Here is a 20,526-nt window from a genome sequence, read left to right as displayed (position 1 = left end):
TCCAAAACAGGTGCCGGCGGAAGCTGCCGAACTGGCAGCGGTGGTGCTGTCTGCCTCTGTTTCGATGGCAGTTGCGCCCTAACTGTATCGGGATTGATTCGGGCATCGAACGTAGGATCCCATGGCATCTCTGGCTTGAACGGCGCTCCAAACAGAGTTCTCTTCCGCTGCTGTTCAATGAACCCAGGTGTCAGCGCGGCTGGGTCAGCCGACGGCGCATTGACTGTCCGTGGGTCGAACCGAGGATCATACGGAATCGAGCCGAACTCGGATTGCACTGGATGATATGGGGGCGTTTGGTTTTGCAAACGCGGCTGTTTCGATGGCTGCGGAACGGGTAGAGGTGGACTGCCGTATCTGCGATCAAAGTAACGTGGATCAAACGACTGTCCCGCCGATGTGGGGAATTCTCCAAAAGAGCCCGACGCTCCTAGTGGCCCAAATCCAAACAGCTGACGAATGTCGAAACCATCCAACACCGGCGGTGACGACGAGGGATCGAGCGCAGGATCGGGTCCGACACGAAAACCGGGGTAGCCCCAACGATCAGCCATGGTTGCCTCGCTAGAAAGATTCCGGCGGCGGGCCGAGGGAAGAACAAAGACCCGCCGCCGGCGAGTCCTGAGCTGACGTGGTGGAAGAACGCCCACCGAAACACTGCCGGTCCGGACTCAAACGGAAGTCGGAAGATCGGAAACCAGAAGGCCGGATCGTCCGGTTCTGGTTTCCGAGGCTGATGCGGACCTAACGCGTCTTGTTCATCGTCCAGGTCACGCGCACGCCCAGCGACATCGAGGCGGTGCCCGAGGTCGCGGCGCCGTCCTGCGTCAGCGTCGGGTAGACGTAACGCACCGCGGCATCGTCGGAGACCGACACCACGTAGGGCAGCGCCTGGGCCTGCGTCTTCACCGCCGGCGTCGCCGAAGCGGTCGCCGAGCCGAACAGCGCCGGCGCCACGATCCCGCCGCCCAGGCCGATCTGGAAGATCGACTGGCCGTCCTGCGTGTCGCCATACAGGCGCACGTCGAGGATCGTGGCGCCCTGCGGCACCTTCAGGTTGGTGAAGTGGATGACGTCGCCGGCGCTGAGCGTCGCCGAGGTCACGTAGGTCTGGAAGGCATCGACGGTCTCGACACCGTTGGGCAGCCGCGGCTGGTTGGCGGCGGCGAAGGAGGCTGAGATGTTGGCCATGGATTTCCTCCTCCTTACGGCGCCACGGCCCAGGTGCTGATCACGATCGTGCCGAAGTCGACACCACCGAAGACCATCTTCTTCATGCCTGCGATGGTCTGCACCGACTGGCCGAACTGGCGGCCGTAGTCGAAGGACTGCTCCTCGTAGAGCGGTTCCTCCGAGTAGCCCTTGCCAAAGCACATCGCCGCGGCCTGGGCGCCGGCGAACACGGCGCGCCGTGTGTTGGCGTTGGTCGGTGCCGCCGGCAGCCGCACCCACTCGTGCAACACGACACCGTTGTAGACGCCCAGCGCGCCGGTGAAGATCGGGTTGTCCTCGACCTCCCCGCCGGCCATGGCCGCCTTCTGGATGTCGAGCCACTGGCCTGGGTTGGTGTTCTGCCGCATGTTGCGGACCTGGTACGGGTGCAGGAACGCCACGTAGTATTCCTGGCTCCCCACCTTCACCGGCCGGATCAGCGGCGTCGCGGTCTTGGCGATCGTGACGGCCGTGTCGAGCATGGTGAGGTTGAAGGTCTGCGATGCCGACAGCGAGGCTTCGCTGGTCGACAAGCCGTCGGCGTAGATGATGCGCGTGTTGTTGGGCGTCGTCGTCGGCGCGGTGGCTGTCTGGTTGCCTGTGTACAGCAGATCGCTCACGCCGCTGTTGCCGGCCAGCACGTTGGCGGCCCAGGTGTCGATGCGCTCGGCGAACCAGTCGCGCAGACCCGCGGCCGACTCCTCGCGCATGCTCCACGGCACACGCTGCTGGTCGATGCGGGTCTTGTTGCGGACGGCGTGCGCCAGATCGTTGATCAGCACGTCGTCATAGAAGGTGAGCAGCGATTCCTCGTTGCCCTCGAGCGCCTCGGTCTCGCCGACACCACGGCCGGCGAGCTGCATGCGCAGGGGAACCCGGATACGGTCGCCGGCGCCCTTGCTGGTCTCGTCGAGGATCTGGATGAGGCTGTTGGACGACGTGCCCATGAACTTCATGGCCATCGTTTCCTTGAGCGCCTCACGCCAGATCCGCTTCTGCCACAGCTTGACGACGAGCGGATGCCCGACCGGGAAGTCGGTTGCAGCCATGTCGATTTTCCTTTTGCGGTAAGAAGTCGTGTTGCCTGACGACGGCAACCTGCGAAGCGCCCGTTCACGGCCCGGCGGCGGCATGCCGCTTAAACGCCCGGCCGGCGATACGCCCGTTGACCCCGGCGGCAGGAACGCTGTGCTCTTGTGCGTTAAATACGCGACCGCCAGGGTTGCGACAAGCGGTACAAAAACAAACATTTTCGCCGCAGGGTCGGTAGCGATGCACGACGCACGGCAACCTTGGGAATCCACAGTATCCACGCCAGTGTGGGCACCAATGCCTGTCGAGGCATGGTAGGATTCAGGCCCGGCTGCTGAAGGGAGATCGTCATGGCTGGCAAGTTCATCATCAAGAAGGCATCGAACGGCGAGTACTATTTCCGTCTGCAGGCCGGCAACGGGGAGACCATCCTGAGCAGCGAGCGGTATTCGACCAAGGCCTCGGCCGAGAACGGTATCGCGTCAGTCAAGGAAAACGCGCCCAACGACGCCCGCTACGAACGCAAGACGTCCGCCAGCGGCAAGGACATGTTCAATTTGAAGGCCGCCAACCACCAGATCATCGGCACCAGCGAGACCTATTCGAGCGCCGCCGCGCGCGACAACGGTATCGCGTCGGTGAAGAGCAACGCCCCCGGCGCGTCAATCGACGATCAATCCTGATCGCCGAATCGGATCGCTTCTCTGTCGTCTTCAGACGATCCGCTGGATTGCTTTGCGGCGCCAGACGAACGTGTAGTACGCCGCCTGCAGCAACAGCATCGTCACGAACGTTGCCGGATAGGCGATCCAGACACCCTCCACGCCGATGCGGTCGCTGAGAATCCAGGCGACTGGAACCTCGACGCCGATGATGGTGATGATCGATATTGCCGTGGGCGCCAGCACGGTGCCACTGGCGCGCATCATGCCGGCCAGGACGCCGCCCATGCCGAACGGGATGATGCTCCACAGCACGATGTGCAGCAGCTGCTGGGCAAGCTCGATCACCGCGGGGTCGGTGAAGAAGAACCCCAGGATCGTGCGCGACAGCAAGTAGGCGATCGCGATCAGCCCACCCGTGAAGACGAGATTGATCAGCAGCCCGGTACGGGTGATCGGCCACAGCCGCTCGATCCGGCCGGCGCCGATGGCCTGGGCACCGAGGATCGACACGGTGATGGCGACCGACATGGCCGGGAACTGCACATAGGCCAGGACCTGGTTGACGGCGCCATAGGCCGCCGTCGCGTTGGAGCCGAACTGGTTCACCAGGCCCAGCAACACCATCTCGGCCAGCGCGATGATCACCATCTGCACGCCGCTGGGCAGTCCGATGCGCAGGACCGTGCGCAGGATGGCGCCATCCAGGCGCAGGTGCCGCAGCAGCACCGCATCCGGAGCCAGCGGGTGATGGCGCCGGCGCAGATGGACCGCCAACCAGGCCAGGGCGACGATAAAGGCGACCAGGCCCGCCACGGCGGCGCTCGCCGCCCCCAACGGCGGCAGGCCGAGCCAGCCGCGGATCAGCGCCGGCGTGACCGCCAAGCCTATGAGCGTTGACAGGCATAGCGCCCATAGTGGCGTTACCGTGTCGCCGACACCCCGCAGCAGCACCGTCGATACCAGAAAAAGAAACAGGATCGGCATGGAGATCAGCACGACGCGGGCATAGGCGACCGCCTCGGCCAGCACGTTGGCCGGCGTGCCCAGCATCGCCATCAGCTGTCGGGCGAAGATGCCGCCAAAGATCGCGATGACGATCCCGACGACGACCGTCGCCGCCAGCGTGGCACCGGTGACCGCCTTGGCCCGGTCGCCGTCCCCGGCGCCCCATGCCTGCCCGATCAGCACCATGGCGCCACTGCTGACGCCCATGACGAAGGCGATGAAGAAGAACGAGATCGGAAAGACCGCTGACGCGGCAGCAACAGCGTCAACCCCCACCATGTGGCCCAGATAGACGCTGTTGAGCGTGCCGGAGAGCGCCTGCAGGATGTTGCTCGCCATCATCGGTACGAGCAGGACCACGAATCTTTTCCAGAGCGGCAGTGGCGTCGGTGTCGCGGGCATCAGGCGCTTTCCGGGGCAAGGCGATCCGACACCGAGGTGCGATGCGCGGGCCCGTCGATAGCCCCATCATGCCCTGAAATCCAGGGCTGATCGGTCAATGCTCCCCTGCCGCCTGCACGGCTTCGGCGCGGATCTCCTCCGTCAGGCGTGCCTTCAGCTCGGAAAATGCCGGTGTCGTCTTCACCGTGTAGTGCCGCGGGTGTGGCAGGTCGATCGCGATGTCGGCCTTGATCCGGCCGGGGCGCGCCGTCATGACCACGACGCGCGAAGCGACGAAGATCGCCTCCTCGATGTCATGCGTCACGAACAGCACGGTCTTGCGGTCACGTTCCCAGATGCCCAGCAGCAGCTCCTGCATCAGGGCCCGCGTCTGGGTATCGAGGGCGCCGAACGGTTCGTCCAGCAGCATGATCTCGGGATTGTTGGCCAGTGCCCGGGCGATGGCGGTGCGTTGCTGCATGCCGCCGGACAGTTGCTTGGGCCAGTGCTTCTCGAAGCCCCGCAGGCCCACGCGCTCGATGTATTGCGCAACGATCGCCTGCTGCTCGGCCGCCGGCAAGCGCCGCTCGCGCAGGCCGAAGGCAATGTTCTGGGCGACGTTCAGCCACGGGAAGAGCGTGTAGGACTGGAAGACCATGCCGCGGTCGGCGCCCGGACCCCGTACCTCACGTTGATCAAGCAGCACGCGGCCCGTGGTCGGCCGGTCCAGTCCCGCCACAATGCGCAGCAGCGTGGACTTGCCGCAGCCCGACGGACCGAGAATGGCGATGAAGTCGTTGGCGGCGACGCTGAGGTTCGTGGGCTCCAGCGCCCGCGTCGGCGCACCGCCATGCACTCCCGGAAAGACGCGCGAGACGCCGTCCACGAGCAGCTTGGTCACGCCGCCCTCCACGGGAACAACGCCCGATTGCCGGCCTTGAAGAGGAAATCGGAGACCAGGCCGATCAGGCCGATGATGATGATGCCGAAGATCATCTGCCCGGTGGCCAGCAGGGCCTGGCTATCGATGATCATGTGGCCGATGCCGGATGACGAACCGATCAGTTCGGCGACGATCACGTACGTCCATGCCCAGCCCAGAACCAGCCGCAGGATCTCGGCAATGTCGGGGGCGCTGGACGGAATCAGCACGCGGCTGACCACCGAGCGGTCGCCGCATCCCAATGTGTAGGCAGCCTCGACCAGGTCACGCCGGGTCTGGCCGACGCTGACGGCCACCATCAGGATGATCTGGAAGACCGAGCCGATGAAGATCACCAGCAGCTTCTGGGTCTCGCCGATGCCGGCCCACAGGATCAACAGCGGCACGAAGGCGGATGCCGGCAGATAGCGTGCGAAGGATACGAACGGTTCGAGGAAGGCCTCCACGGGCTTGTAAGCGCCCATCAGGATGCCCAACGGCATCGCGACCAGGGCCGCCAGGACAAACCCGCCCACCACGCGCCAGACGGTCACGGCGATATCGTAAGCGAAGCCGAAACGGGTCAGCAGGGTCCAGCCGTCCGCCAGCATGGTGAGCGGATCGGCCAGGAAGGTCTTGGAGACGAAACCGCCCAGGGTCGCCGCCGCCCACACGGCGACGAAGACCACGAAGAAGGCGATTCCCAGCCCGACACGCGCGGCGCGGCCGACAGGCTCAAGAGGACGAGGCATTCGTTTGTTCCGCGGCTGTCATCCCAGGCGCAGCGAAGGATCCTTGAGCTGCGCCCGGAACGACAAAGGCCCTCACTGCTGGAAGCGCGTGTCGATGATCGTGGCGATATCGGGTGCCTGCTTGATGATACCGACCTCGAGCAACAGAGCCGCCGATTCGGCGGAGAAGGCCTGCAGTTCCCCGGCAAAGAACTTCTTGTTGGCCTCCCGGCCCTGCCAGCGCAGGTACTTGGCGGAGTTGCCGAACTGCTCGCCGGTTTGCTTCACGTCGGCGCCCATGATCTCGTAGGCCTTGGCCTGGTCCTTTTCGATCATCGCGAGCGCCTCGAAGTAGCTGTCGGTAAACGCCTTGGCCGCCTTGGGATTGTCATCGAGGAATTTCGGCGTGCAGCCGAACGTGTCCATGATCATCGGGTAGTCCAACGTCGTGGCGATGATCTTGCCGGCCTGAGGGGCCGATCGCACCGATGACAGGTAAGGTTCATACGTCATCGCGGCATCGTTCTGGCCGGCGATGAAGGCCTGTGCCGCCGGCCCTGGCTCCATGTTGACGACCGTGACGTCCTTGACGCTCAGCCCGTTCTTCTTGAGGAACCAGGCCAGCGTGAAATAGGGCGCCGTACCGGGGGCCGAGGCCGCCACCTTCTTGCCCTTCAGGTCGGCGATCTTCTGGACGTCATTGCGCACGACCATGCCATCGGCGCCGTAGGACTTGTCGAGCTGGAAGATCTGCTTGGTGGCAATTCCGTTGGCGTTCCAGACGATCCAGGTTTCGACCGTGGTTGCTGCACACTGGATGTCACCGGAGCCGATGGCCAGGTGACGGCTGGCCTGCGGTACCTTCTTGATCGTGACGTCAAGGCCGTTCTTCTTGAAGATACCGGCCTCCTTGGCCAGTGTCAGCGGCGCAAATCCGGTCCAACCGCTGATCCCGATGGCGACCTTGGTCTCCTGCGCCGCCGCAGCGGTCGACAGCGACAGCGCGGCGACAGCGACGGCCGCCGCGGTCCAGGATGCTTTCATGGCTGTTCTCCCCCGTATTCTGTCCGCGGCGATTGCCCTACCCGCCCGGTCTAGTCAAGTGTACCCACCGGGTATATGCAGACAATCATGAAACGCAGGATTTATGCCACTCTCCTGCTCGCCGCCGCTGTGACGGTGGGGCCGGCTGACGCCCAGCAGATCCTGGGCGCAACGTTCGAATCGGGGAACTGGTACGGCTCGGCCCATGACCGCAACGGACGCTTCTCCCATTGCGCCATGAACGCGCAATACGGCAACGGCACCATGTACTTCGCCGTATCCGGCAACTGGTCCTGGCGCGTCGGCTGGAATTTCGAGGACTGGTCATTGACCCCGGACGAAACCATGCCCGTCATGGTCAAGGTCGACAACCTGCCACCGCAGCCGTTGATGGGACGTGCCCGCAATCCGACCCTTGTGATGGCGGAACTGCCCAAGCAGGCCGAGCTGTTCAATCAATTCCGGCAGGGCAATATGCTCACCGTGTCTGTCCTGCGCCGGCGAGCCTCCTTCCCACTCGCCGGCACCGATGCGGCCCTCACCCGCCTGACCGAATGCGTGAAGCAGCAGCTGGTCGCCGCCGGCTCGCGATCACCAGCGCCGGAGCAACAGTAGCCTAGTCGTTCCGGAACAGGCTCGACCGCTTGCCCTGGGCGCGCGTATAGCGCTCGAATGCCGCATCGAATGCCGGACCGCTGAGCCGGCCGATCTCCTCCAACGACAGGTTGGAACGCGGCGGTGTGCCCCCTTCGCTGATCGAGGCGGCTGCACGCGCCTTCAGTGCCGCCAGCGTCGGATCGGTTGATGCCGACGCTGCCCGTCCCGCACCGCGCGCATATCCCCGTGCCTTGGCGAGTTCATAGGCCTGCTGCGCCGGGCTGCGGCCGGCGCGCAGCGCACCCAGCGCGATGTTGAATTCCTCGCGTTGGACCTGGCCACGGATGGCGTCATCGTGCCAACCCTGGGCCCGCAGTTCGGCAACCCGGCCGGCGAAGAGATGGTTGTAGGCATCCGCGAAGTCGGGCGTCTGCGCCGCGAAACGCTGTGCATCGGCAACGTAGTCCTGCGCCACGCGCTGCTCGAGCGCCTGGGATTGCAGGTAGTGCTGCAAGTGCTCGCGCTGTTGCCGCTCGTAGCGCAGCGCACCGATCGGGTCGTGCTCGGGATCGGGCGGGCCCTCCTGCGGCGGCTGCATTTGCGCCTGCTGATGCTGGTGCGCCAGCGCTTCCATCTGTTCGTTGAACGCCGTCAGCCGCTCCTCCAGCGCACGCCGCTTGCTGCGTTCCAGCTTGAGTGCGCTCAGAGGTACCTGACGTGTGTCGTCACCCGGATCACCATCGTTGCCCGCTTCTGGCTCGACGGCATCGGGTGCCGCGGCGCTTCCGTCGTGCTGCGCGGAGTCCGACCCAGGTTCCGGTTGTTGCGTCGCCTCGGCCTGCAGGGTCGCCAGCTCGGCTTCGGCGCTGGGCTCGCCGCCGGGTTTCTGATCAAACATGCTCATGAGCTCTCCTAAGCAGTCAGTAAAAGGATGTCCTCATCGTCGATTTCCGCTTCGATCGATGCCCGGGCGGCATAAAGGCGCCCTTGAACATCGCGCAGCGCCGCCATGGTCGTCGCGGCTTGCAACTGCGCCACCGCCGCTTCGATCCGGCGAACGATGGAAGCGATTGCATCGGCGTTGCTGTCGTCCGGCGGCAGGCTCTCAAGCGTCGCAGCCGCCACCTGATGCAGCCGCTTCTTCTTACGCGCGAGCTTGTGGCGCAGGCGGGCAAACTCGTGCGCCGACCAGCCACCGCCGCGTTGACCTGACGGCGATGTCGTGGCCGTTCCGGAAATCATCGCCGTGGCAACCAAGCCCGCATCGGCAAGCCCGATGAGAGCCGCCGCGGTCCCGCCCTGGCCGCCGGTGGCGGCAACAGCGGTGGCCGCCAATGAGACTGCCGTGCTTCCTTTGAGTGCCAGCGTGCCGCGGGCCGTCGCGGTGACCGGCGCAAGTCCGATGGTCCCTGTCGCCTTGACAACGCCGGTGCCGATAGCAGCGGTGCTGACCGCGCCGAGTGCAACCGATGCGTTACCTTTGACCGCGAGTCCTGCTGTGCCCACAACGGTCGCAGCATCGAGTGTCACGGCAGCCGCGCCGGTGTTTGCCGCACCGGCCTGATCTTCAAGCAGCAGCCCGTCCCCTGCCTCCAGCAGCAGACGATCACTTGTTTCGAGACGAAGGAAATTGGCCATCAGCGCTGCGCCATCACACGGCCAAACGTTGCGATACGCTCTCGCAACGCTTCATTCTGATCCCAGAAAACCACCAGGATCGCTTGCGAACCAGATCCTGGACGAGTGGCTCGCCATCCTGCCCGGCGCCCGTGATCCGTTCGATGTCACGTTGCGCCTTGCGTTCGTGGTTCATCGCCTCACCTGGCCGTTGCGAGATGTTTTACGAACGCCAAATAGTCGATGATCAGTCGCCGCTCATCGGTGCCGGTAATCTTGCGCGCGTTGATGCCCAGCGTCGCGTCGCGATCGTGAACATTCGTCGTCGCCGCCACCGGCACGCTGCCGTTCACGCTGGCGCTGCATGACGACAAATCGGCCGCGACGTCGATCTGTATCCGATACCATGTGGCAGCCTCGACGAGTACGCCCGTATCGACTACCGTCGTCCCGCTGTTCACGTTGCCCGTCACCAACTGCCACTTGCCGCCGTTCACGTCGTCGCTATAGCGGAGATAGATACCGGCTTGGTCGGCCTGGGCATCACCTTCCATGGGCATGCCGACGAGTGCCTGATAGCGATCGGTGGGGGTGCTGAGATCATCGCCGATCTTGACGCAAGCGACAAAACGGAGCGCGCCGTCGCCCATATTGACGCCACGATAGACACCCCACACGCCGCCGACATCGTCGACGTTGGTAATGCGGACTTCGACGACACCCTGATGCGATGTGTCGACCTGATTCGACGTCTCGATTCGGCCGAACGTGTTCATATCAGTGAAGCTGTGGAAGTCGGCAAAGAAGAACGACATCCGCCGGAAGCAGCCGATCAACAGATCAAATGGCGTGGTCTTGCGCTGCTTGTCGGCGCCGGTCGCGCCTTCCGCCACGACGTAGTACAGCAGGTCGTTGAACGGATCGCCGACGGTGGCCTCGCGAGCCGCGAGCTGGGAAAGCTTCTGGTCGGCCATCAGGCATTACCCGCCGTCAGCGTGAAGGCCGTCACGGTGAACTGTTGCCCGGCCGTGAAATTGACGGCGTCGACCGTCATGTCACCGCCGCCACCCGTCAGCGTGATCGTGCCCTGGGCATGGCAGGTTGCGCCGTCGCTGGCGTAGAGCCGCCAATGAGCTGCTGTGCCCGAATTATCGGCGCTGGCGTCCTGCCAGGTGCCGCTCAGCGCCTTGCTGCCACCCGACGCTGGTGTCATCCAGTCGCTGGGCAGACTACAGGTCGCGAGCACCGTGCCGCTGTCGGCCGTCGCACACGTGGCAGGCTGCGCGCCGGTGCGGATCTTCAGGACGGCTGAGGTACCGATCGCCGTCTCGATGGCGTCGAGCTCGGCATTGCGAACAGACGTGGAGAGCTGAACCGTCATATCGTCACCCGGAAGAGAGTTCGGAACGGTGTTTCTCAGGCCGAACGCGCCACGCGGCGCGTTCCGATGGCGCGGCCGGTCCGTGGATCGCGCACCAGTTCGTTGTCGGCCATCAACGCCCTGGCCAGATCGGCAAGGCCGGCAGCCAGCGCCGAAGAGCTGCGCATGTTGCTCTCCGCCAGCGCTGCCAGCGCCTGATCCTGTCGCTCCGACAGTCCCTCGAACAGACGTGTGATCGGTCCTCGACCATCGGCTGCCGCGCTCGCGAGCTCAAGCTTCAGGCCCTGGGCTTCGGCTTCCAGTGCCTGGCGTTGCTCTGCCGTATGAGCCTCTTGAGCCAGCTTCTCGGCACTCAGCATTGCCTCGGACTGAGCGCGTTGGCGATCCAGCTCGATCTGCGCCTGCAGCTTCTGACGCTGGATCTCCATATCGTTCTGGGCTCGGGCCCGATCGAGCTGCATTTGGGCTTCCGCTTCCTGCCGTCGCATCTGCAACTCGGCTTGCTGGGCCTGCATCTGTGCCTGCATCTGGACCATCCCCGGATTGGGCGGTGGTCCCTGCGACTCGAGCTGCTTCTGCATTTCCTTGAGTTTGGCGACGAAGGATTCCGGCAGCGGCGAGTATTCGACAGCCAGCATCATCATCTGCGGCGGCAGGATGTTCCCGAGCAGCGGAAAGAGCTGGCTCAGCACCGCCCAGGTCTGCTCCTTCTGATTCGGCGCCGTCGCGGCCTGGTCGACGATGACGTCGTAGTCGGCCGTTTCGGGCAGCTTCCACTGCGGTGGCAGGGGCGCCTGCGTTTCCGGCGATCCGCCGAATGGAACGCCGGCCACCTGGCCGTTGTCCTGCGTGATGCGGATGATGCGCCCGTCGCTGACATAGCGCTGCATCATGTAAAGCCAGCAACGGCCCTGCATCTTGCGAAAGCGGCGCAGCGAATCGAACAGCGGTGCCAGCAAGGTCACGGCACTCTGCTTGCGTTGCCACTCCAGTACACCCGGCTGTTCGCGATCGGCGAGGCCGAGCAATTCCTGGTTGACTCCGCTGACATCGTTGAAGCTGGCGTTGGCATACTGCAGCAGGCGCTCGACGCCGGCCGGCCAGGTCGGCGGCGGCTTGGGCTGCACCATGTTGTTCTTCAGCGCGCCGTCGGCGAACCAAGTCACCGCCGCCGGATCGGCCCAGCTCGCCTCGAACTCGTGGCGGTCGGCGACGGCGCTCTCCTCCGCCATCAGGCCGCCTTTGGCATTGCTGTTGAGGATATGCATGATCTGCGCCAGCCACTTGTTGGACCAGCGCTGCGGATCCTTCAGCATGCGCACGATACCGAACCAATGATGATGCTCACGGTCGCGGAAGCCTGTCATGCAGTGGTAGGTAAAATCGTGCGGACAAACGACATCCGGCCCCTGCACGATCGTGCGGCCGATCACGAAGCAGCGGCGTGCGACCGTGCGCCGCTTCATCACGAACGGAATGCCGCGTTCCTTCAACCTGTCGCGCAGTTCTTCATTCAAGTCGTCGGCTGCGATCTCGACGGTCTCGGCCACACCCGGCTGGCTGACCACATAGTAGGCCTCGCGCTCCTTGTACTGGTACTCGAGCACGAGGATGTCGGGCCGGATGTCCCGGCTATCCCCATCGCCGCGATAGCTCGACCGCGGCGAGCGATCGACGGGCTCGCCCTCGTCGTCGATGTCGTCATCGAAACCACCGCCGAACGGGCCGGTAAAATCGGGCCAGATCGCCTTGATTTCCTTTTCGGCGTAGCGCTTGCGGCGGAAGAGATAGCGGGCGTCGGCGAGGTTAGGTTTCTGGCTCGATGGATCCCATAGCATCTCAAGCGGATCGACGCGTTCTTCAATGAGATCGTAGTCCGGATTGCTCGTATCGCTCAACCGGTCGTTGGTCCAGCCCATGCCGCTCACGATCATGTCGCGGAAGGCATCGGACTCCTCGAACTCGGCGTCACAAGCATCGCGGAAATAGGCACTGGCGCTGGTCAACAGCTCGTTGACCCGGGCATCGCCCAGCGTACGGGGGACATAGCGCACTTCAGCCCGGTTGTTGGCCTCGTGGCCGATCACGGCATTGACCAGCCGCATGACGCGGTTGAACGTCACCACCGGCCGCTGCTGCTCCTCCATCTTGGCGACATCGGCATCGTCCCACTGCTCGCCGGCATAGAAGCGAAACGCCTCGCGAGCCTCCTCGCGCCAGCGCGAGGCATGGTCGCGCGCCGCCTCGTAACGCGCCTCGATTTCCGCCAGCAGCGACGTATCGTCAGCCAAGATCGACCTCCTTCCGGTCCCTCCCCGTGCCGCATGGTTCGACCTGGTGAATGCGGAGCATTCACCTGTGCTCGCCATGCGTTTCTCCGGAGCTGTGCTGCGCGAGAAAGGAATCCGTTTACGAACTCATCCAGGAGCCGGGATCCTTACGGCGCGGGGCGTAGCGTGTGGGTCCCGAGGCCGGCTGGCGCTTGTGCTCGCCGCCGGCAAATGTCAGCAGGAGGGCGTCGGCCAGGTCGGGTGAGCGCAGCCCGCGCCGGCGCATGTCATCCTTCGACTCGACCTTGATCTTGCCGGTCGGCATCATGGCGTAGGTGACGGATACCAGTTCGGCTTTCAGCGCGTTGTCGCGCGGCAGGATGGCAGTGCCGTCCTGCAGCCAGGCGCGGCCACGGAACCACAGTTCGTCGCGCAACCGCATGTAGCGCTCATTCGCCGCGGCGGCCTCACCGACGTTGACCATGCGGGCCGGCAGCCCAAGCTCCCGCAGCTTCAGGTAGGTGGCCGCTCCCATGCCGATGGCGTCGACCATGATGGCGGCTGGCCGCTGATTGGCGTCGGTGCGTTCCCAATGCTCGAAGATCCGCAGCGCCGTCTGGTGGGGATCGTTGCCCGACCACCACGTCACGGGCTCCAGCAGCTCGTTGCCGCAGCGCTTGGCCAGCGCACTGCGATCGCCACCCATCCAGGCGACATCGACGCCCCAGACCGGCGCAATGCCCTCGACCCGCGCCACCTGGCCGACACGCGCCATCGCCGCATCGATGGCCTGCAACGGGATCACGGCATCGTCGCCCTCCAGCGGAAACTCGCCCAGCACACGCACCCGGTACTGGTTGGAGTCGCGGCCGTAGTGGCGCACCACGTCCTCGACATGCCCCTGCGCGTTGGGCACGTCGAGCGACGAAACGACCAGCGTCTTCCAACGGTCGGCCTGCTCGTGCTGGGTGCGGTGGAAGTAGCCCGAATTGCGCGTGGGATTGCTGAAGATCGCCTGGATGGCACCTTCGGTGGACAGCGCACCGATGTTGGCCTCGTACATGCGCTCGTCGATGCCGCTGGCCTCGTCGATCAGGATCAGCACGTTGCCGGCATGCAGGCCCTGCAAAGCCTCGGGCTGATCCGGCCGCGCTGTGCGGGCGCGCACGAGGTTCTCGTTCACGAACACGATCTCCAACTCGTTGATCTGCAAGCGCGAGGCGAGCCACGCGCCAACCCGCGTCCTGTCGCGCAGTCGTGGTGCCCATTTGCGGATCTCGGGCCAGAGGTTGACCTCGAGCTGCGGGCCGGCCGGCGCTGTGATCCCGACCTTGGCATCACCACGCGTCAGCGGGAACCACAACGCCAGCCACGCTTCCAGCGTCGTCTTGCCAACGCCGTGGCCCGAGCGCACCGATATCCGTTTCTCGCCTTCGCCCAGCCATTGCAGTACTTCGTGCTGCCACGGATAGGGCTCGGCGCCGAGCGCCTCAGTGACGAACAGCAGCGGCTTTGCCGCCCACTCCGCGATCAGCCGCTGCAGGGCGTCCGTCGTCATGTTCGCCGGTATGTCCGCGGGCGGCGCGGATGGCGGCAGCGTCGGCGAGGATGTCTGCAAAGTCGTCCTGCATGTTCTGATGCGTGACCGATGCGGATCGGCCCCAGCCGCGATTGAGCAGCGCCTCGGCGGCCGAGGTGCGGGCCGACGGCGAGGCATCCGTGTCGTTCACCACGCTGACCAGTGCGTCGATCGCCGCCTGCGTATGATCGCGTGCCAACGCGCGTGCGTCGGCTGCCGGCTTGCCCGTGGCGCTCATTTGCTGCTCGTCGCCGTGTGCTTGTCGCCGGCACGCCGGGTGCCGGATTTGTGGCCGGAACTGGCCTTGGGATGCGGTCCGCAGCCCTTCGTCACATGAGGTGGCTTGGCGCCGGCCGAGAAGCCCGGACCAATACGGGGCGCGTGCAGTGGACGCTTCATGTCCGCTCCTTCGCAAGTCTGCCGATGTTGGAATGGGCGTATTTGTGCTCTATTCAAACTCAAAAGTCAAGAGAAAATAAACATATCAAGAACAAGGGAATGAAATCAGTCCATAAGCCACGTCAACTTGGTTGGTACAAATAAGGACCGAGATGTCGCACCTGGAAGGGGCTCCCGCGAGGAGGCTCCACCTGTGTGGCAGCACGACGCTGAGAGATGGACGGGTAAGCTTCCACAGTCGGCGTACTGGCCGACGCCAAGACGTCATTCCTTCGGCGCTACGCCAGACGGCAGCATGGCGCGTGCACGGCGCCAGTCGTCAGGCCGCTGAAACGGTCCCTGCCACAAGCCGCGCCCTTGCGCGCGCGCATCATCCTCTTCCACACCATAGTCGGATGACTGTGCCGCCATGGCCCAGCCCAATCGGACCAACTCTCGTCCGATATCCGTCTCGCCGATCTGACATGTGACCAATGGTCGACGGTAGCGGTCGCGACGATCACCGCTGCAGCGCACGTCGCGGCTGGCGATGATGACGGCCAATGCCCGGCGTGCTTCGACACCGCAATCGTAGGCGATGTTATCCGGGCCCTGGCAAATCTGCGCATTGTCGGGGGCATCGAGGCCGGCCAGGCGCAGCCGTTGTCCGTTGATGACGATCGTGCCGCCGTCGATCACCAGGGGAACGCCGGACCATTCGCCGGCATAGGCGGGCATTGCGGCCAGCATCGCCACGGCCATGCTCTGCACCGCCACAGGACATCGCCGGAATAACCGCGTACTCAGCCGTCGCCACCACGCCATCCCCGCATATCTAGCACGAGATACCTCTGCCCGTATCTCATCATTCGTGCCGTCGTCCCAACAGCGCGTGGTCCTCAGGAAGCCTATCGCCGCGCCGATTGCGTCGACAAAACCGCTGCGCCGAGTTCCACGGCGTGCCGTCGCGCTTCTGTCGTCTGCACCGGACTCAGGCGTGCCGCCACCCAGTCGCGCAGTGTCCGCGCCCGATCGCGCCACTCGGGATCGGTGGCGAACAGGGCAGCCACCTCATACCAGGCGTAGGCCCGTACATAGTCCGATGCGCGCAATGCGCCGCCGATATAGACCGTGCCCAGGTTGAATTGCGCGATGACATGGCCCTGTTCCGCAGCCCGCCGCAGCCATTGTTCTGCCGCATCCCAGTCGGCAGTCACGCCCTGGCCGCTGACATACATCATGCCAAGATAGAACTGCGCCTCCACGTTCCCCTGCATGGCGGCCAGACGGAAGAGCCGCGCCGCGCGCGGCAGGTCCACGTTGACGCCCCAACCATTGGCGTACATCGTCCCCAGCATGGTACGGGCCAAGACGTGGCCCTGCGCAGCAGCTTTCTCGAGCCAGCCGGCCGCCGTCGCGTCATCGCGCTTCACACCCTGGCCGACACGATAGAGACTTGCGAGCCCGAATTGCGCCGGTGCAAACCCCTGCGCGGCGGATTGACCAAGCCATCGCACGCCTTGCGTATCGTCGCGCGCCATGCCGCGGCCCTGCAGGTAGAGGTTCCCGAGCTCGAACTGCGCCTCCGCATGTCCCTGGTCTGCGGCCTTGCGGAACCAGGTCACTGCCCCAGCGGCGTCTGGGAGCAGATCGCGGCCGGCGAGGTGAGCGATGCCAAGCTGGAATTGCGCCTTGGCATATCCCTGCTCGGCAGCGTTGCGGGTTGAGGCCATCGCGGCGACATCACCAACTGGCACGCCCTGCCCAATATCGATGCTGAAGCCGGCATGAAGCTGAGCGGCGGCCGACGACGCCACCAGCGAGAGCAACAGAAAGAAAGCAAACCGTGCTGTGTGGGTCCGACAGTCTTTGTTCATGGCATCAACCTCCCTGCGATGGCGCCCTACACAGCCATCGGGTCTTGATGCCAGTCATCTTAGATTGATTATCTACATTTTTCCACAATCTATAGATGTATTCCGACCAACACGAAGGGCGCCGACACCCCGTGCAACCGCGGCCGTTCGACTACTGTGCGACCCGTACCGGCTTGAAATCTGCAATGCGCTTGCGGGCCTGAGTGATCTGGGCTGGCGTCATGCGGGTGGCGATCACATCACGCTCCTTCACCGCCTTGTCACGCCAAACCGGATCCCTTTCAGCAAAGGCAGTCGCGGCCAGGTCGAACCAGCTGTAGGCCTCCACGTCATCACGCTTTACGCCCCGGCCTGTCTGATACAGCACGCCCAAACCGTATTGTGCCGTGGCATGGCCCTGGTTGGCGGCACCAAGGTACCACTTGGCGGCTTCCTCATAGTTTTGCCGCACGCCGCTACCATGACCATAGAGACTGGCGAGTTCAAACTGAGCATCGATATGACCGCGTTCAGCAGCCTTCCGGAACCACTTGGCCGCCTCTGCTGCATCCTGAGGCAGCCCCCGCCCCGACAAGTACAGGCCGCCCACAGCATACTGCGCCGACGCCATTCCTTTGTCCGCCGCTGGACGAAGCAGCCGTACTGCCTCTTCGTAATCGATCGTGACGCCACGGCCGAGCATGTACTTAATGCCGAGGTCCATCTGAGCTGTAGTGTGATCTTGGTCAGCCGCGGCGCGAAACCATCGCACGGCTTCATCGCTGTTTTGCAGTACACCAACGCCCGTATCGTAGGCGACACCCAGACTGTGCTGAGCCCAGGCGTTGCCCTGTGCGGCGCCCTTGCGAAACCACCTGACAGCCTCGACATAGTCTTTATCAACGCCCTGGCCGTGAACGTACTGCGCGCCGAGCATGTACTGTGCGCGATCGTCACCCTGGTCGGCGGCCTTGCGGAACCAGCCGGCGGCCTCTTCGAAACTTCGTGTGACGCCTTGCCCATAGTAGAATGCGGCGCCCAGGAAAAACTGGGCACCGGCGTGGCCCTGTTCGGCCGCGAGCCGATAGTAGCGAGCGGCTTCCGCTTCATCCTTGGCTCCCTGCAAACCGTCCGCTAACATCAGTCCAAGCTTTAGTTGCGCTTCGGCGTCGCCCTGATCAGCAGCCCTTCGATACCATAGCGCCGCTTCGGCCTCGTCCTTGTCGATGCCAAGACCTTGGATATACAAACTTCCAAGCGCGTACTGCGCACTGGCGCGACCGCGCTCGGCGGCGCGACGAAAGAGTTTGGCTGCCTCTGTATGATCTTGTGTTACGCCTCGGCCGGCTGCGTACATCAAGCCGAGCTGATAAAGCGCGTCAGCGTTGTCTTGTTCCGCGGCCTTGCGGTACCAGACGATCGCTTCGGCAGCGTCTTTGGGTACACCCTTCCCATCGATATACAGATCACCGAGATGGAATTGGGCGGCGGCCAAGCCCGCATCGGCCGCTGTGCGAATAAGGCGGGCGCCTTCCACCTCGTCCCTGTCCACGCCATAGCCGCTGCTTTGCATCACACCGAGCATATACAACGCCTCAGTGTGATCCTGCGCCGCGGCCTGCCGCCACCACCGAACCGCTTCCACATAGTCTTGGCTGACGCCCTGACCTATGAAGTAGGCTGACCCGACTCGGTATTGCGCATCGGCAAGACCTTGTTCCGCAGCCCGGCAGAACCATTTCGTCGATTCGACCAGATCCTCCGGGACGCCGTGCTCGCCGAGGTAGTACGTACCGAGCGCGGCTTGTGCGACGTCGTAACCGTGTTCCGCAGCCTTCCGTGTCCAAGTTAGTGCGATATTGACGTCCGTGGCCACACCATGGCCGAGACGGTAACTCTCCGCCAACCTGTACTGCGCCTCGGCATTCCCCTGCTCCGCCGCCAGCCGGAACCAACGCGCCGCCTCGGCATGATCCTGGGCCACGCCTCTGCCCTCGCCATGCATGACGCCCAGACGGAGCTGGGCCCTCGCGTAGCCTTGCTCTACCGCCAAACGATACCATTTGATCGCTTCGGCAGCGTTTTGGGAAACCCCCAAGCCTTCGTCGTAAGCAATGCCGAGAAGAGTCTGCCCCTCAGGATCTCGCGCGGCCGCAGCTTTGAAGAATAGCTTCAACGCTGTAGCGTAGTCTTGCGATACGCCCTCGCCATTGCCGTAGAGCCTGCCCAACTCCAGTGTGGCCCTGACATCGTCCTGATCAGCTGCCAGGCGCAACCACTTTACCGCCTCGCCATAGTCGCGCGGCACGCCCGCACCGTTGATGTACAGAATGCCCAGACTGGTCTGCGCGACAGCAATGCCCTTGTCGGCGGCCTTCCGATACCACGCCGCGGCTTCGGTGTAATTTTTGTCAACGCCCGTGCCGTTGGCGTAGGTGACTGCGATATTCACCATCGCCTCGACCATTCCTTGGTCTGCCGCCAAGCGGTACCACTTCAACGCCTCCGCATGATCCTCCAGTGCGCCGGGCGCATTCTGGTAGAACACGCCCAGGGTATTCTGGGCAACGGCGTCCCCGCGTTCGGCCAACGGCCGTAAGAGGCGTATGGCAGTGGCAAAGTCGTTCTTACGATATGCCGCAACCGCCTCGTCGACAGGATTGGCATGAGCAGGCGCTACCAATCCAGCCAGCGCCCAGAGAAGCACTGTGATGACACAGAGTAGACTGCGGACGCTGCCGTGCTGGCGGCCCTCCGGGTCGATGCTACAGGTGGCTGGATCGATCGATCCGGATGTGATTTCTTGTCGACACACCACGCACGCGGCGCTGGTCATGGAGACACACCTTGGATAGCCCAACGGGGCAAACGATAAATAGAAAAAGTAACAGCGTCTACGCGTTTTTGCGCTTATGTGCACATGGTATCGAGATTGAAGGCCGGGGGTGGCCATGCCGGTGACGGGCCCGTCCGACCGACGCCGGGCGACGGCACTGGGCGCTCTCTCGATCCTGATGTGGTCGGCGCTGGCGCTGCTCACGGTGTCGACCGGCACCATTCCGCCCTTTCAGCTCGCAGCGATGACCTTCGCCATCGGCGCTACGGTCGGCGGCATCTGGATCGTGGCGCAGGGCCGCTCGCTGCGGGATGCCGTCGCCTGGCCGCCACGCGTGTGGCTGCTCGGCGTCGGCGGCCTGTTTGGCTACCACCTGCTCTACTTCATCGCCCTGCGCCAGGCGCCGGCGGCAGAGGCGAACCTGATCAACTACCTCTGGCCGCTGCTGATCGTGCTGCTGTCGGCGCCGATCGCCGGCGAGCCCCTGCACGGCTGGCACCTGGGCGGTGCCGCTCTGGGGCTGGCCGGCATCATCGTGCTGACCCTGGGGCGCGGCGAGGTCGGGTTCGCGGGCGCCCATTGGCCGGGTTACCTGGCGGCGCTGGGCTGCGCGGTGGTGTGGTCGGTCTACTCGGTGACCAGCCGGCGTTTCGGCGAGGTGCCGACCGATGCGGTCGCCGCGTTCTGCGCGGCGTCTTCCGTGCTGGCCGCCCTGTGCCATGTGGCCGTCGAAACCACGGTATGGCCGTCAACTTCAGGCGCCTGGCTGGCGGTGGTGGCGCTGGGTATCTTCCCGGTCGGCGCCGCCTTCTATGTGTGGGATGTCGGCATGAAGCGCGGCGACATCCGGGCGCTGGGTGCGCTCAGCTACGCTACGCCGATCCTGTCGACCGCCCTGCTGATCGCGACGGGCCGCGCCGCAGCCAGTCCTTCTCTTCTGCTGGCCGCGGCGTTGGTGGTCGGCGGTGCTGTTCTTGCCGGTCGCGACCTGTGGCGGCGCGCCAAGACGCAAGCGTAGGC

General features: G+C 64.4%; 20 protein-coding genes. 3 read left to right on the top strand and 17 right to left on the bottom strand.

The window, feature by feature from the left end; translation table 11 throughout:
• Positions 1–744 precede the first annotated feature (744 nt).
• Both FQU96_RS14580 and FQU96_RS14575 read right to left on the bottom strand, forming a co-directional pair.
• A complete protein-coding gene (locus tag FQU96_RS14580; protein WP_146542000.1) occupies positions 745–1,191 on the bottom strand; it encodes a hypothetical protein in 447 nt (148 codons plus the stop codon).
• Positions 1,192–1,205: 14 nt separating this feature from the next.
• On the bottom strand, positions 1,206–2,261 hold the full coding sequence (locus tag FQU96_RS14575) for a N4-gp56 family major capsid protein (RefSeq protein ID WP_178130517.1): 1,056 nt from the start codon (positions 2,259–2,261) through the stop codon (positions 1,206–1,208).
• A gap of 333 nt (positions 2,262–2,594) precedes the next feature.
• Between FQU96_RS14575 and FQU96_RS43130 the strand changes: the two genes are divergently transcribed.
• Positions 2,595–2,927 carry a YegP family protein gene (locus FQU96_RS43130; protein ID WP_146541998.1) on the top strand — a complete coding sequence of 111 codons (333 nt, stop codon included), beginning with the start codon at positions 2,595–2,597 and terminating at the stop codon, positions 2,925–2,927.
• 30 nt (positions 2,928–2,957) lie between these two features.
• Here the strand turns inward: FQU96_RS43130 and FQU96_RS14565 are convergent, their stop codons facing one another.
• From FQU96_RS14565 to FQU96_RS14550, 4 genes are all read right to left on the bottom strand, one after another.
• Positions 2,958–4,316: an MATE family efflux transporter gene (locus tag FQU96_RS14565; RefSeq protein ID WP_218574718.1), complete on the bottom strand. Its 1,359-nt coding sequence runs from the start codon at positions 4,314–4,316 to the stop codon at positions 2,958–2,960.
• Between the two features lie 94 nt (positions 4,317–4,410).
• Positions 4,411–5,196, bottom strand: a complete 786-nt coding sequence (locus FQU96_RS14560; RefSeq protein ID WP_146541997.1) for an ABC transporter ATP-binding protein — start codon at positions 5,194–5,196, stop codon at positions 4,411–4,413.
• Positions 5,193–5,969 (bottom strand): ABC transporter permease, encoded by a 777-nt coding sequence (locus tag FQU96_RS14555; RefSeq protein ID WP_146541996.1) that lies wholly within the window; start codon positions 5,967–5,969, stop codon positions 5,193–5,195. Before FQU96_RS14555 ends, FQU96_RS14560 begins: the two co-directional genes overlap by 4 nt.
• Before the next feature lie 72 nt (positions 5,970–6,041).
• On the bottom strand, positions 6,042–6,992 hold the full coding sequence (locus FQU96_RS14550; RefSeq protein ID WP_146541995.1) for an ABC transporter substrate-binding protein: 951 nt from the start codon (positions 6,990–6,992) through the stop codon (positions 6,042–6,044).
• A gap of 87 nt (positions 6,993–7,079) precedes the next feature.
• On the opposite strand from FQU96_RS14550, the gene FQU96_RS14545 reads away from it, so the two are divergent.
• The gene (locus FQU96_RS14545) at positions 7,080–7,607 is read left to right on the top strand and encodes a hypothetical protein (RefSeq protein WP_146541994.1); all 528 of its coding nucleotides are present in this window, start codon (positions 7,080–7,082) and stop codon (positions 7,605–7,607) included.
• 1 nt (position 7,608) lies between these two features.
• Here the strand turns inward: FQU96_RS14545 and FQU96_RS14540 are convergent, their stop codons facing one another.
• The 11 genes from FQU96_RS14540 to FQU96_RS14495 all read right to left on the bottom strand — a co-directional run bounded on the left by FQU96_RS14540 (position 7,609) and on the right by FQU96_RS14495 (position 19,506).
• On the bottom strand, positions 7,609–8,493 hold the full coding sequence (locus FQU96_RS14540) for a hypothetical protein (protein ID WP_146541993.1): 885 nt from the start codon (positions 8,491–8,493) through the stop codon (positions 7,609–7,611).
• Between the two features lie 8 nt (positions 8,494–8,501).
• The gene (locus FQU96_RS14535; RefSeq protein WP_146541992.1) at positions 8,502–9,227 is read right to left on the bottom strand and encodes a hypothetical protein; all 726 of its coding nucleotides are present in this window, start codon (positions 9,225–9,227) and stop codon (positions 8,502–8,504) included.
• Between the two features lie 179 nt (positions 9,228–9,406).
• Positions 9,407–10,180: a hypothetical protein gene (locus FQU96_RS14530; RefSeq protein WP_146541991.1), complete on the bottom strand. Its 774-nt coding sequence runs from the start codon at positions 10,178–10,180 to the stop codon at positions 9,407–9,409.
• On the bottom strand, positions 10,180–10,587 hold the full coding sequence (locus tag FQU96_RS14525; RefSeq protein ID WP_146541990.1) for a hypothetical protein: 408 nt from the start codon (positions 10,585–10,587) through the stop codon (positions 10,180–10,182). The genes FQU96_RS14530 and FQU96_RS14525 overlap by 1 nt, the downstream gene beginning before the upstream one ends.
• Positions 10,588–10,622: 35 nt before the next feature.
• The gene (locus FQU96_RS14520; protein ID WP_146541989.1) at positions 10,623–12,878 is read right to left on the bottom strand and encodes a portal protein; all 2,256 of its coding nucleotides are present in this window, start codon (positions 12,876–12,878) and stop codon (positions 10,623–10,625) included.
• Between the two features lie 118 nt (positions 12,879–12,996).
• A complete protein-coding gene (locus FQU96_RS14515) occupies positions 12,997–14,415 on the bottom strand; it encodes a DEAD/DEAH box helicase family protein (RefSeq protein WP_146541988.1) in 1,419 nt (472 codons plus the stop codon).
• On the bottom strand, positions 14,348–14,674 hold the full coding sequence (locus FQU96_RS14510; RefSeq protein ID WP_146541987.1) for a hypothetical protein: 327 nt from the start codon (positions 14,672–14,674) through the stop codon (positions 14,348–14,350). Before FQU96_RS14510 ends, FQU96_RS14515 begins: the two co-directional genes overlap by 68 nt.
• On the bottom strand, positions 14,671–14,835 hold the full coding sequence (locus tag FQU96_RS42200; RefSeq protein ID WP_178130516.1) for a hypothetical protein: 165 nt from the start codon (positions 14,833–14,835) through the stop codon (positions 14,671–14,673). Before FQU96_RS42200 ends, FQU96_RS14510 begins: the two co-directional genes overlap by 4 nt.
• 264 nt (positions 14,836–15,099) lie before the next feature.
• The gene (locus FQU96_RS14505) at positions 15,100–15,576 is read right to left on the bottom strand and encodes a thermonuclease family protein (RefSeq protein WP_178130515.1); all 477 of its coding nucleotides are present in this window, start codon (positions 15,574–15,576) and stop codon (positions 15,100–15,102) included.
• Positions 15,577–15,722: 146 nt separating this feature from the next.
• Entirely contained in the window at positions 15,723–16,643 is a 921-nt protein-coding gene (locus FQU96_RS14500; RefSeq protein ID WP_178130514.1) for a tetratricopeptide repeat protein, read from the bottom strand.
• A gap of 199 nt (positions 16,644–16,842) precedes the next feature.
• Positions 16,843–19,506, bottom strand: a complete 2,664-nt coding sequence (locus FQU96_RS14495) for an SEL1-like repeat protein (RefSeq protein ID WP_178130513.1) — start codon at positions 19,504–19,506, stop codon at positions 16,843–16,845.
• Positions 19,507–19,621: 115 nt separating this feature from the next.
• Between FQU96_RS14495 and FQU96_RS14490 the strand changes: the two genes are divergently transcribed.
• Positions 19,622–20,524, top strand: coding sequence for a DMT family transporter (locus FQU96_RS14490; RefSeq protein WP_146541983.1), 903 nt, complete (start codon positions 19,622–19,624; stop codon positions 20,522–20,524).
• Positions 20,525–20,526: the final 2 nt, after the last annotated feature.

This window comes from Reyranella sp. CPCC 100927 (assembly GCF_007859315.1).
Lineage (GTDB): Bacteria > Pseudomonadota > Alphaproteobacteria > Reyranellales > Reyranellaceae > Vineibacter.
The sequence above is the reverse complement of the archived record's forward strand: the minus strand, read 5'-3'. Positions and strand labels throughout refer to the sequence as shown.